The 12,362-nt window shown below is 61.3% G+C and carries 15 protein-coding genes; 11 read left to right on the top strand and 4 right to left on the bottom strand.

Annotated features, from left to right (window positions below; genetic code table 11):
• Positions 1–101: 101 nt before the first annotated feature.
• Positions 102–1,007 (bottom strand): DMT family transporter, encoded by a 906-nt coding sequence (locus tag VZC39_RS13150; protein ID WP_434663071.1) that lies wholly within the window; start codon positions 1,005–1,007, stop codon positions 102–104.
• 240 nt (positions 1,008–1,247) lie between these two features.
• On the opposite strand from VZC39_RS13150, the gene VZC39_RS13145 reads away from it, so the two are divergent.
• A complete protein-coding gene (locus VZC39_RS13145) occupies positions 1,248–2,912 on the top strand; it encodes a peptide ABC transporter substrate-binding protein (protein WP_434663068.1) in 1,665 nt (554 codons plus the stop codon).
• Positions 2,909–3,451 carry a phosphodiesterase gene (gene yfcE / locus VZC39_RS13140; RefSeq protein WP_434663065.1) on the top strand — a complete coding sequence of 181 codons (543 nt, stop codon included), beginning with the start codon at positions 2,909–2,911 and terminating at the stop codon, positions 3,449–3,451. Before VZC39_RS13145 ends, yfcE begins: the two co-directional genes overlap by 4 nt.
• Positions 3,452–3,475: 24 nt before the next feature.
• On the opposite strand, the gene VZC39_RS13135 is transcribed toward yfcE, so the two are convergent.
• The 3 genes from VZC39_RS13135 to flgA form a co-directional block, all read right to left on the bottom strand.
• Positions 3,476–3,892 carry a flagella synthesis protein FlgN gene (locus VZC39_RS13135; RefSeq protein ID WP_349918496.1) on the bottom strand — a complete coding sequence of 139 codons (417 nt, stop codon included), beginning with the start codon at positions 3,890–3,892 and terminating at the stop codon, positions 3,476–3,478.
• Complete coding sequence (gene flgM, locus VZC39_RS13130) at positions 3,889–4,203, bottom strand: flagellar biosynthesis anti-sigma factor FlgM (protein ID WP_349918495.1); 315 nt, start codon at positions 4,201–4,203, stop codon at positions 3,889–3,891. The genes VZC39_RS13135 and flgM overlap by 4 nt, the downstream gene beginning before the upstream one ends.
• A gap of 93 nt (positions 4,204–4,296) precedes the next feature.
• The gene (gene flgA, locus VZC39_RS13125; RefSeq protein WP_349922492.1) at positions 4,297–4,902 is read right to left on the bottom strand and encodes a flagellar basal body P-ring formation chaperone FlgA; all 606 of its coding nucleotides are present in this window, start codon (positions 4,900–4,902) and stop codon (positions 4,297–4,299) included.
• A 233-nt stretch (positions 4,903–5,135) separates the two neighbouring features.
• Between flgA and VZC39_RS13120 the strand changes: the two genes are divergently transcribed.
• The 9 genes from VZC39_RS13120 to flgH all read left to right on the top strand — a co-directional run bounded on the left by VZC39_RS13120 (position 5,136) and on the right by flgH (position 12,346).
• A complete protein-coding gene (locus tag VZC39_RS13120; RefSeq protein ID WP_434663062.1) occupies positions 5,136–6,047 on the top strand; it encodes a chemotaxis protein CheV in 912 nt (303 codons plus the stop codon).
• An 18-nt stretch (positions 6,048–6,065) separates the two neighbouring features.
• Complete coding sequence (locus VZC39_RS13115) at positions 6,066–6,890, top strand: CheR family methyltransferase (RefSeq protein ID WP_434663059.1); 825 nt, start codon at positions 6,066–6,068, stop codon at positions 6,888–6,890.
• Between the two features lie 62 nt (positions 6,891–6,952).
• Positions 6,953–7,351, top strand: a complete 399-nt coding sequence (flgB, locus tag VZC39_RS13110) for a flagellar basal body rod protein FlgB (RefSeq protein ID WP_349918492.1) — start codon at positions 6,953–6,955, stop codon at positions 7,349–7,351.
• Positions 7,351–7,770: a flagellar basal body rod protein FlgC gene (flgC, locus tag VZC39_RS13105; RefSeq protein WP_349918491.1), complete on the top strand. Its 420-nt coding sequence runs from the start codon at positions 7,351–7,353 to the stop codon at positions 7,768–7,770. Before flgB ends, flgC begins: the two co-directional genes overlap by 1 nt.
• A gap of 15 nt (positions 7,771–7,785) precedes the next feature.
• On the top strand, positions 7,786–8,520 hold the full coding sequence (locus tag VZC39_RS13100) for a flagellar hook assembly protein FlgD (protein WP_349918489.1): 735 nt from the start codon (positions 7,786–7,788) through the stop codon (positions 8,518–8,520).
• Between the two features lie 12 nt (positions 8,521–8,532).
• The gene (gene flgE / locus VZC39_RS13095; RefSeq protein WP_349918487.1) at positions 8,533–9,879 is read left to right on the top strand and encodes a flagellar hook protein FlgE; all 1,347 of its coding nucleotides are present in this window, start codon (positions 8,533–8,535) and stop codon (positions 9,877–9,879) included.
• A 147-nt stretch (positions 9,880–10,026) separates the two neighbouring features.
• The gene (flgF, locus tag VZC39_RS13090) at positions 10,027–10,773 is read left to right on the top strand and encodes a flagellar basal-body rod protein FlgF (RefSeq protein ID WP_434663050.1); all 747 of its coding nucleotides are present in this window, start codon (positions 10,027–10,029) and stop codon (positions 10,771–10,773) included.
• 14 nt (positions 10,774–10,787) lie between these two features.
• Positions 10,788–11,576, top strand: a complete 789-nt coding sequence (gene flgG / locus VZC39_RS13085; RefSeq protein WP_100859248.1) for a flagellar basal-body rod protein FlgG — start codon at positions 10,788–10,790, stop codon at positions 11,574–11,576.
• 98 nt (positions 11,577–11,674) lie between these two features.
• Positions 11,675–12,346, top strand: a complete 672-nt coding sequence (gene flgH, locus VZC39_RS13080; protein ID WP_349922491.1) for a flagellar basal body L-ring protein FlgH — start codon at positions 11,675–11,677, stop codon at positions 12,344–12,346.
• The last annotated feature ends 16 nt before the right edge of the window (positions 12,347–12,362 follow it).

Below are 12,362 nucleotides of genomic sequence, written 5' to 3'. Positions count from 1 at the left end.
TCAGATAAAACCGGGATGACGGGAGCCTGAGTCGGGGCGGGGGAAGTTGACACTTCCCCCGCCCCGATTCGTTGAACAACGATGGAGCGGCAAAGAGGCGGTCAGCTCCCGCCCATGCCGAGGACCAGCGCCGTGCCCAGGGTCGCCAGCAGGGCGCCCGCCCAGGCGGGCAGGGCGGGGCGCGTGCCCGAGTGCCACCACAGCAGGGGCAGCAGGATGACCGGGGTGGTGGAGGATAGAATGGCCACCATGCCCACGTCCCCCTGGCGCAAAGCCACCAGGATAAGGGTCATGCCGAGGGTCATGGCGAGGAAGCCGTTGATCCCTATCATGCCGAGCACCTGCCGGTTGATGGGGTGGTGCGGCATGGCGAGCGGCACCCGCAACAGCCGCAGGGTGCAGTGCGCCAGCAGGGCGCTGCCCATGCGGATGCCGGAGGCGCTCACCGCATCCACCTCGCCGCCCATCATCACCGGCTTGGCGATGATGGCGCCGAGGCTCTGACAGAGGGCGGCCGTGAGCCCGAGGGCGATGCCGATGGCGAGGTGCCCGCGCACATGCTCCCACTCGTTGTCCTGGGCCCCGCCACGTCGTCCGAACAGGATCGCCAGCATGACCCCGGCCAGCACCAGCAAGGCCCCCACCAAGCGCCAGCCACCGAGCTGCTCACCGAACAACCAGAGGCCGAGCAAGGCGGAGAAGAGCGCATGGCAGGAGAACAGCAGGCCGCTGCGCCGGGGGCCCAGCCGGTTCATGCAGGCGAACAGGGCGGTGTCGCCGACGAAGATGCCGATGAGGCCGGACAGGGCCAGCAGGGGGAGGGCGCTCTGGGTCAGGGTCTGCCAGCCACCGGTGGCCAGGCTGGCGCTGCCCAGCATCAGCGTGACCAGGAACATCCGCCAGCGACTGTAGGCAAAGGCCCCCAGATGACGGGCCGGTTTGACGGAAATCAGGGCGGCGACCGCCCACAAGCCGGCGGCAGCCAGAGCCAGCCACTCATACCCCATAACATATCCCTGCATAGATGATCGAAAAGGCGTGCCAGGTCGTGACTGAGCCTTCACTGGCGGACATCGCAAAAAACTTCTGAAAAAAATAGCCCGAAAGACTCCATCTGCCGGGCAAGCCCGATACAATACGGCCCGTCTTCGGGGATAACAAGCGCGGCATCATGCATTCTTGACCAAGGCGCGCCGCCGGCCTTCCCCCTATTTTTGTTGTGAACAGAATTGAATGAGGTTGATGTGATGCGTTCCCCCCTTGCCCCCCATTGTGCCCGCCGCTGGCTTCCCCCTTTTCTACTGGGTCTGATGCTGGCTCCTCCCTTGCAGGCGACCACCGTTGTCCAGAGCCCGGCGCTGGCGGACCGACAGACCCTGGTCAAGGGGAACGGCGCCGAGCCCGAATCCCTGGATCCGGCCCAGATCCGCTCAGGTTTTCCCGGTGAAGTGGTGCTGGTGGACCTGTTCGAAGGGTTGGTGAGTGAAGATGGCCAGGGCAGGATAGTGCCGGCCCAGGCCCTGCGCTGGGAGACCAGCGAGGATGGTCTGGTGTGGCGCTTCTTTCTGCGTCCCCAGCTCAAGTGGTCGAACGGTGAGCCGCTGACAGCCCAGGATTTCGTCTATGCTTGGCAGCGGCTGCTGGATCCGGCGCAGGGCTCCCCGTCTGCTGGCCTGCTGCTGGCCACCGGTATCAACAATGCCCAGTCCATCTATGCCGGCGCCCTGGATCTGAACGCCCTGGGGGTGGAGGCCGAGAGCGACCAGATCCTCAAGGTGACCCTGGAGCGGCCCGTGCCCTATTTCCTGCAGCTCATCAGCCAGCGCCCCTTCGTGCCGGTGAACAAGCAGGCGATCGCGCAGTTTGGCAAGCAGTGGACCCAGCCCGGCAAGCTGGTGAGCAACGGCGCCTACAAGTTGGTGAACTGGGTGCCGAACGAGCGGATAGAGGCCGAGCGCAACGCCCAGTACTGGGACGACGCCCATACCCGCATCCAGCGGGTCACCTATCTGCCGCTCGCCTCCCAGCATGCGGAGCGGCTGCGCTACGAAGCGGGCGAGATCCAGCTCACCAACAAGGTGGCGCTGGAGTACTACCAGAAGACCAAGGAGACGACCCCCGAGCGAATTTGGGGCCTGCCCCTGCTCGGCACCTATCTCTATACCTTCAACCTGCGCCGCCCGGAGCTGCAGGATGTACGGGTGCGCCAGGCCCTCGCCATGGCCATCGATCGCCGCTTGCTGACCGACAAGGTGAGCGGCCAGGGTGAGCCGCCGGCCTGGTCCCTGCTGCCCGCCATGCCGGGTTATGAGGCGCTCGGCTCCGAGCTCGCCACCCTGGATCAGCCGACGCGGCTGGCCAAGGCCGCGGCCTTGCTGAACGAGGCGGGTTACAACCGGGATCATCCCCTCACGCTGACCCTGACCTACAACACCTCGGAAAATCACAAGCGGCTGGCGCTGGCGGTGGCCGCCATGTGGAAGCCGCTGGGGGTGGAGGTGGTGCTCAACAACATGGAGTGGAATGCCTACCAGGTGGCGAAGGACAGCGGTGATTTCATGCTGGCCCGTTCATTTTTGTTTGGTGATTATGTTGAACCATCATCCATGCTCAGCAGTTTCCGCTGCCAGGATCCCCAGAACGAGAGCGGCTACTGCAATCCCGCCTTCGATGCCCTGTTGCAACAGGCGGCGGACAGCCTGGATGGCAAGGCCCGCAACGGCTACTACCATCAGGCCGAGCGAATGCTGATGGACGAGATGCCCGTCATCCCCGTCTATCACTACAACCAGATGCGGCTGGTGGACCCCTCCCTGCGCGGCCTGCCGAGCAGCAATCTCAAGGGTTCCATCGCCACCAAGGATCTCTACTTCAGCCAGCCGCCGGTCGCAAAGGAAGGGAGCGCACCATGAAGATCGCCATCATCTCCGACATTCACGGCAGCCTGCTTGCGCTGGAGACAACGCTGGCGCGGCTCGCCCCCTGGCAGCCGGATCACTATCTGCTGCTCGGGGACTTGCTCAATCACGGCCCGCGCAATCCGGTCCCCGAGGGCTATGCCCCGGCGGCGGTGGCCGAGCGGCTCAACCGACTGGCGCCGCAGATCATGGCGGTTCGGGGCAATTGCGACTCGGAAGTGGATCAGATGCTGCTCGATTTCCCCATCACGGCCCCCTACAACCAGCTGCTGGTGGACGGGCGACGCTGGTTCGCGAGCCACGGTCACCTCTATCAGCCGCAGGCGGTGCCCCTGCCTGCGGGCAGCCTGTTCATCAGCGGCCACACCCATCTGCCCGTGCTGAAGCGGGAAGGGGATCGGGTGCTGGTGAATCCGGGGTCTATCTGTTTTCCGCGAGGGGAGTGGCCGGCAAGTTATGGCCGCTATCAGGATGGTGTCCTGAGCATTCACGGCTGCGCCGATGGGGCCGAACTGATGCGACTGGTGTTGTAACGAAAAGCGAGAAGAGAGCGGCGATCAGGCCTTGATGCCGAGGGAGCGGGTCCCCGAACGTGTGTTGCCCTTGGCGTCATAGGTCAGGGAGTTGCTGTCTCTGAGCTTGCTGAGGAAGCTGGCCAGACGGCGATTGGAGATGATGCTGAGTTCGAGCAGGCGACCGTTGAGATCGTTCTGTTCCTGACAGGCATCCAGTTTGCTTTGCAAGGCCTGCAACTGCGCGGGGAAGGCGCTCAGTTGCTGACGCAGATCCGGCTGCTTGGCCAGGGTCTGATCCAGGGTTTCGATGGCAGCCAGCAGTTGCTGCTTGCGCTCGGCCAAGGCTGGCAGGGCCAGCGCCCTGTGCTGCTTGAGCAGATCAAATTCCTCCGCCAGCACGCCTTGCATCTGGGAGAGATGGTCGTCCTGGGCGCGCAACAGCTCGGCTAAGTCCATCATCCGAGGCGTTTATCCAGATCCGCTTCGAAGCTGAACATCTTCTTGGCGACGGCTTCGCTGTCGACCTTGTATTCACCGCTGGCGATGGCCTTCTTGAGGCTCTCGACGCGGCTCTCGTTACCGGTCGAGACGGTGTTGAGGGTTTTGCTCATCTGTTGCAATTGCTGTGCCTCGCTGGTCAAGGAGACAGAGTCAGCCTTGACGGGGGTCGCGCGGCTGCCTTCGGCCGAAGTCGTAGACTTGCTGGCGACGCTGGTTGCATTGTTTTGCAGCCGGCTGTTTGCCAAGTTGTTGATATTGTTGATAGCCATAGGGTTACCTTCGTCTGCTTTGCTGTTCGCTTATCTGGTTATCGGTGACGGCGGTCAGAACTTTAGAAAAAAAATCGGGCATTAACAAAATAATCAGAATGTGACCACCACGGAGCCGACGGCATCGACCTTGCCTTGCACCTGCCTGCCCGAGCGGATGTTGACGAGCCTGATCATGTCTCCGAAGCTGCCATCTTGCAAGGCTCGGGCCATGGTTTTGATCTGCATGCTGCTGTTTTCGGCGCTGAGGGTGACCTGGTCCCCCTTACATACCACGCACACCTGGGTGAGGCGGATGGGCTGGCCGGGTTTGAGCTCCCGCTTGCTGCGCACCCCGATGAGGGGAGCGGTGTCGCTCAAGTAGTCTCCACGGATCAGGGTTTGATCCTGGTAGGCCAGGGTCAGCATGCCCTCGCTCAGGATGTCGCCCTTGGCCACGGGGGCCGCCACGGTGACATAGGGTTTCTGGATGCTGACCCGCACCGGCAGATAGAGATCCCAGGGCTTGTCCCCCTCGCACTTGAGATAGACGGTGGTGTTGCGGCGGATCTCTATCTTGCTGGGGAAGGAGAGGGTCAGGGCCTCTTCACAGCGGCTCAAGGGGAGGCGCTCGTCGATGGAGGCGGCAGTCACCTCGGCCTGGGCATCCAGGGGGATATCCAGCTGGCCGAGCACGAACTCCTGTGCCTGCTCCTGCAGGTATTGGGTGACCTCGGATGCCCGGGCCTGAGAGAGGCCGACAAAGGGCAGTAAGATGAGGAAAAGTCTACTAATCATTTTTGCTTGCCGGTCGATAAGCTGTTCACGTATATCACCGTAGTTAACTATGCTTGCTGCAGAATTTGGCCGCCCAGACAACAAGAGTCTGACGCACGCCAGCCTGTATGCGAAGACATATGCATGATTAATGCCAGCGTTTTTAGGGAGTGTTTATGGCGGGTATTCTCGATTCGGTCAATCAACGTACCCAGCTAGTGGGACAAAACCGGTTGGAACTGTTGTTGTTTCGTCTCAACGGACGTCAAAGATTTGGCATCAACGTCTTCAAGGTGCGTGAGGTGCTGCAGTGTCCGTCCCTGACCGTCATGCCCAAGCTGAACTCCTGCATCCGCGGGGTGGCGCACATTCGTGGCCAGACCATCTCGGTCATCGATCTCAGCATGGCGATGGGTAAACGTCCGATCCAGGATCTCTCCAAGTGCTTCATCATCATCTCCGAGTACAACCGATCCATTCAGGGGTTCCTGGTGCACTCGGTGGAGCGCATCATCAACATGAACTGGGAATCCATCCTGCCGCCCCCCAAAGGCGCCGGGCGCATCAACTACATGACGGCGGTCACCGAGGTGGACGGCGAGCTGGTGGAGATCCTGGACGTGGAGCGGATTTTGAACGAGATCTCGCCGGTCTCCACCGAGGTGAGTGCCGAGCTGGTGGACGCCAGCGTGGAGCGCAATCCCCATGGTCGCCCGGTGCTGGTGGCGGATGACTCCTCGGTGGCGCGCAAGCAGGTGCAGCGGGCGCTGGAAGCCATCGGCGTGCAGTGTGTGCTGGCCAAGGATGGGCGCGAAGCCCTCAACATGCTGCTGGAGATGGCCAAGCAGGGGCCCATCCTGGATCAGATTGCCCTGGTCATCTCGGACATCGAGATGCCGGAGATGGACGGTTACACCTTCACCGCCGAGATCCGCAACAATCCCGCACTCAAGGATTTGCATGTTATTCTGCACACTTCCCTCAGTGGGGTGTTTAATCAGGCCATGGTCCAGAAGGTTGGTGCAAACAACTTCATCGCCAAGTTCCAGCCGGATGAATTGGCCAAGGCCGTACAAGGCGCACTCTAATAAAGAAGAAAAAACTGCATGAAGACACTTTCGGACGACTTATACAAACAATTCAGCAATTTTCTGGCGCAACAGAGCGGGATCGTGCTGGGTGACAACAAACAGTATCTGGTCAAGAGTCGTCTGTCGCCCTTGATGACTCAGTTTGGTATCGAGAGTCTGTCTGAACTGGTGACCCGCTCCATGGGGATCCGGGAGCGGGAGCTGAAGATGGCCGTGGTGGACGCCATGACCACCAACGAGACCCTGTGGTTTCGCGATACCTATCCGTTTCAGCTGCTCAGCGACAAGGTCTTCCCGGAGCTGGGCAAGAGTGGCCGCCCCATCAAGATCTGGTCTGCCGCCTCCTCCTCCGGGCAGGAGCCCTATTCCATCGCCATGACGGCGCTGGAGCAGCAGGTGAAACGGCCGGGTACCCTGCCGGGCGGGGTGCAGATCGTCGGCACCGACATCTCCAGCACCATGCTCAACCAGTGCAAGGAGGGGGTCTATGACAGCCTGGCGCTGGCGCGCGGCCTCTCCCCCGAGCGCAAGCGGCTGTTCTTCGAGCCCTGCGGTGACAACAAGATGCGGGTGTCGGAGCGTGTCAGAAAATTGACCAGCTTCCGCCCCCTGAATCTGCTGGAGAGTTACAGCCTGCTCGGCAAGTTCGACATCATCTTCTGTCGCAACGTGCTCATCTACTTCGCCCCCGAGGTGAAGTCCAAGATCCTCAACCAGTTTGCCAGCAGCCTCAATCCCGGCGGCTATCTGATGCTGGGGGCCTCGGAGTCCCTGGCCGGTCTCACCGACAAGTTCGAGATGATCCGCTGCAACCCCGGCATCGTCTACAAAGTCAAATAACTCCCTTCTAACCCCTCTTTGGCACACCTCTTGCTAAACATTCGTGAAGCAGGAGGTGCGCTATGGCAATTTCATTCGACAAGGCATTCGGGGTTCACCAGTACACGCTGAGCGTTCGCGCCAAGCGTGCCGAGGTGCTGTCCAGCAACATCGCCAACGCGGATACCCCGGGTTTCAAGGCAAGAGACATCGATTTCTCCCAGGCCTTGCAGCAGGCCCAGAGCCAGCAAGGGTTCGGTCTGGCCACCACCAGCGAGAAACACTTCGCCTTGCAGATGGACGCCCCGGGCACGACCCAGTATCGCAACCCTCTGCAACCGGATACCGGAGACGGCAACACCGTGGATGTGCAGGAGGAGCGTAGCGAGTTCCTGCGCAACAGCCTGGAGTACCAGGCCTCCCTCGAATTCATGAACGGCAAGATAAGCGGCCTGCTCAAGGCACTGAAAGGAGAACAGTAATGAGTTTGTTCAAGGTCTTTGACATTGCAGGCTCTGCCATGAGCGCGCAGTCCGTTCGCCTCAACACGGTGGCGAGCAACATGGCCAACGCCGACAGCGTCAGCTCCAGTGTGGAAAAAACTTACCATGCCAGGCGGCCAGTGTTTGCCGCCCAGCTGGATCAGGCCATGTCCGACAAGCAGGCCTCGGTGGGGGTGGATGTGAAGGGGATCGTCGAGAGCGATGCCCCTCTGCTCAAGGAGTACAACCCCAATCACCCCATGGCGGACAAGGATGGCTTCATCTTCAAGCCCAACGTCAACATGGTGGAGGAGATGGCGGACATGATCAATGCCTCGCGCAGCTACCAGACCAACGTCCAGGTCGCCGATGCAGCCAAGAAGATGCTGCAGCAGACCCTTGGCCTCGGCAAGTCCTGACAGGGGGAGCGATAGATGGCAGATACCTATGACAGCCTGCTCGGCGTCAATCGAACGACGGCGAATCAGACCAGCACCACCACCAGCGTCCAGAAGAAGGAGCTGGATCAGGAGTCCTTCCTCAAGCTGTTGACCATGCAGCTCTCCTATCAGGATCCGTTCAAGCCGGTGGACAACGCCCAGATGTTGTCCCAGATGACGTCCATGTCGACCTCCCAGGGGATCAGCAGCCTCTCCACCCAGATGGAGAGCCTCAACAGCCTGATGACCTCCAGCCAGGCGCTGCAGGCCTCGGCCCTGGTGGGCCAGAACGTGTTGATCCCATCCCAGACCGGTTATCTGGAGAAGGGGGAGAGCATCAGCGGGGTCATCGCCACCGGTGACGGCGCCAGCAACATCAAGGTGACGGTGAAGGACGAGAGCGGCCAGGTCATCAAGGAGTTCTCCCTCGAGGGAGACAAGAAGGGCAACGTGGCCTTCGAGTGGGATGGCAAGGACAAGGATGGCAATGAGGTCAAGAGCGGCAAGTACAGCATAGAGGCGCACGGCACCGTGGACGGCAAGTCCGAGAGCATGCCGGCCCTCACCTATGCCAAGGTGGAGAGCGTGACCCTGGGCACCAGTTCAAACCCCAGCACCCTCAAACTCAGGGGACTGGGTGGCATCTATCTGACCGATGTATTGGAAATTGGCGGGACGAGCGGCAAGTCGACCACGACCCCTGACTCGACCTCTAAAGCAGTGATCTAAGGAGATAAAGACATGTCATTCAACAATGCCCTCAGCGGCATCAATGCGGCTCAAAAAGACCTGAACGTCACCGCGAACAACATTGCCAACGTCAACACTACCGGCTTCAAGGAGTCCCGCGCCGAGTTTGCCGACGTCTATGCCAACTCCATCTTCGTCAATGCCAAGACCCAGGTCGGCAATGGGGTGGCGACCGGTGCCGTGGCCCAGCAGTTCCACCAGGGGGCGCTGCAATTTACCAACAACGCGCTGGATCTCGCCATCCAGGGCAACGGCTTCTTCGTGACCTCCGATGGCCTGACCAACCTGGATCGCACCTATACCCGCTCCGGTGCCTTCAAGCTGAACGAAAGCAGCTACATGGTCAGCAACTCCGGTGGTTATCTGCAGGGGTACGAGATTAACGCCGATGGCACCCCCAAGGCGGTGAGCATCAACGCCACCAAGCCCATCCAGATCCCGGACAAGGCCGGTGAGCCGGTACAGACCACGACGGTCGAGGCGGGCTTCAACCTGCCTTCCAGCACCAAGACTCTGATGGATGTGAATGCCTCCAAGTTCGATCCCAAGGATTCGAGCACCTACTCTTCCTCCACGTCCGTGGTGGCCTACGACTCCCTGGGTGAAGCACATACCATCACCCAGTACTTCGTGAAAGAAGCCGACCCGGCCGATCCGACCCAGGCGGCGGTACCGACCGCCTGGCGCATGTACCTCTATCAAGATGACAAGCCCATCGACATCGCCGGCGGCACCGCCACCACCATGGCGACCGGTGTCAGCCAGGCGCCCCTGAGCGCCCGCGTGACCTTCGATGCCTCCGGCAAGATGGTGACGCCGACCACGCCGGCGGTCATCAAGACCGAACAACTGGGGGCGGCGGGGGCCGGTATCATCACCAATGGTGCCGATGGCACTCAGGAGATCGAGTTCAAGCTGGGCACCGTGACCCAGTATTCCTCTCCCTTCGAGGTGAGCAAGCTGACCCAGGATGGCTCTACCGTCGGTCGTCTGACCAAGGTGGAGATCGGGGCAGATGGCATCGTCTCCGCCACCTACAGCAACGCGACCACGGTCAAGGTGGCCATGGTGGCCATGGCCAAGTTTGCCAACTCCCAGGGCTTGACCCAGGTGGGTGACACCTCCTGGCGCCAGTCCCTGCTCTCCGGGGACGCCCTGCCGGGTACGCCGAATTCGGGTACCTTCGGTTCCATCAAGTCCTCGGCCCTGGAGCAGTCCAACGTGGATTTGACCACCGAGCTGGTGGATCTCATCACCGCCCAGCGCAACTTCCAGGCCAACTCCCGTTCCCTGGAAGTGAACAGCTCCCTGCAGCAGAGCATCCTGCAGATCCGTTAATCGAGTACGCGGTTGTAAAGGGGCGCTTCGGCGCCCCTTGTGTTTTCTCTTCCCCCGCCTTTTACCCCTTCTTCGTGCCAATCGCGCTGCTATTGGCATCCTACTTGCAGTTGTCCCCCGAGAGTCATCAGTTTGACGGAGGATCCCATGGATCACCTGCTTTATATTGCCATGTCCGGGGCCAAGGAGAACATGAACAGCCTGGCTGTGCGTGGCAACAACCTGGCCAACGCCAACACCATCGGCTTCAAGTCTGACTTCGAGCAGGCGCGCAGCATGCAGGCGTTTGGCGAAGGGCTGCCCACGCGGGTGTTCGCCATGACGGAGAGTCCGGGTCAGAACCTGCAGCATGGCCTGCTGCAGACCACGGGTCGGGATCTTGACGTCGCCGTTGACGGTCCGGGCTGGATTGCGGTGCAGGATCCCAACGGCGGCGAGGCCTATACCCGCATGGGCAACCTGCAGTTGAACGAAGCCGGCAACCTGCAGACCTCCACCGGCCTGAACGTGGTGGATGACGCGGGCCAGCCCATCGTGCTGCCGCTGCCCATGGAGAAAATTGAGATCAACCGGGACGGCACCATCAGCGGTCGCCCGGAAGGGGCCGCCCCCAACCTGCCGGAAGATTTCCAGCGCATCAAGCTGGTCAATCCGCCGGCCGATGCGGTGGCCAAGGGGCAGGATGGCCTGTTCCGTCGCAAGGATGGCCAGACCGAACCGGCCTCCGCCAATGTCGGCCTGCTGGCGGGCTCCCTCGAGGGGAGCAACGTCAACGTGGTCGACGAGATGACCAACCTTATTCGCTTGCAACGTCAGTTCGAAACTCAGGTCAAGATCATGAAGACCGCCGAGGAGAATGACGAGGCCCAAACCCAGCTGCTGCGTATCAGCTAATCAAGGAGCATTAAATGAATCCTGCACTCTGGATCAGCAAGACCGGCCTCGATGCCCAGCAGACCAACATCTCGGTCACCTCGAACAACCTGGCGAACGCCAGCACAGTGGGCTACAAGAAGGCCCGTGCCATCTTCGAGGATCTGCTCTATCAGAACATCAACCAGCCGGGTGGCCGTTCTTCGGCGGACACCGAGCTGCCCTCCGGCCTGATGCTGGGGGCGGGGGCCAAGGTGGTCGCCACCCAGAAGAACCACAGCCAGGGCAACGTGCAGACCACGGACAACTCCCTGGATCTGATGATCAGCGGGCGCGGTTATTTCGAAATCCAGCTGCCGGATGGCAGCGCCGCCTATACCCGCAACGGCCAGTTCACCCTCAATGACGAAGGCACCATCGTCACCCCGGGCAACGGTTATCCGCTGCAACCGGAGATCCAGATCCCCGAGAACGCCCAGAGCGTGACCGTGGGCGAGGATGGCCAGGTGTCGGTGCAGCTCAAGGGTGATGGCCAGTCCCAGGTGGTCGGTCAGATCAACACCACGGATTTCGTCAACCCCACCGGCCTGCAACCCATGGGGGAAAACCTCTTCGTCGAGACCCAGTCCAGTGGTGCCCCCATCCAGGGGACCGCCGGTGCGGACGGCCTTGGGGTCATCAAGCAGGGCATGCTGGAGACCTCCAACGTCAACGTGACCGAGGAGCTGGTCAACCTCATCCAGGCCCAGCGGGTCTATGAGATGAACTCCAAGGTCATCTCGGCGGTGGACTCCATGATGTCCTTCCTGACCCAGCGGACCTAAGGGAAGGCAACGTGACAAGAAGACTGTCTTGGCAACGCTTGGCGGTGGAGGTCCTCGTGTCCTTCCTGACCCAGCGCACCTGATGTAGGAGACCCATGATGAAAGCCATATGGATGCTGGGCCTGCTGACGCTGGCCGGCTGCACCAGTACCCCCAACACCGCCAGACCCGATGATCCTGAGTTCGCCCCCGTCTACGGCGAATCGGAGCCGGTGTCGGTGCGTCCCACCGGCGCCATCTTCCAGCCCGAGCAGGTCAACGGCATCTACTCGGACATCAAGGCCCACAAGATAGGTGACATCATCACCATCGAACTGGCGGAGTCCACCTCGGCCTCCAAGAAGGCCAACACCCAGAGTGGCAAGGACAACAGCTTCGACCTGTCACCGGTCAGCCTTGGTGGGGTGCCGGTGACCGCCAGCCCCTACAACCTGTCGGCCTCCGTCGATCAGAGCAGCGCCTTCAAGGGGCAGGCCAAGGCGGATCAGAGCAACAGCCTGCAGGGCAACATCTCGGTCAGCGTGGTCAAGGTGTTGCCGAACGGCAACCTGCTGGTGCGCGGCGAGAAGTGGATCATGCTCAACAACGGCAATGAATACATCCGCATCACCGGGCTGGTGCGCCCGGAGGACGTCACCTCCGAGAACAGCGTGTCGTCCCAGCGGGTCGCCAACGCGCGCATCCACTACGGTGGCACCGGCGATCTGGCCAACACCCAGGAACAGGGCTGGCTCACCAGCTTCTTCAACGGCCCCTGGTGGCCCATCTAGCAATCAGGGGTTTAGG

The organism is Aeromonas sp. NJAU223, from assembly GCF_051125555.1.
GTDB lineage: Bacteria > Pseudomonadota > Gammaproteobacteria > Enterobacterales > Aeromonadaceae > Aeromonas > Aeromonas veronii_G.
This window is presented reverse-complemented; position numbering and strand designations above follow the sequence as displayed.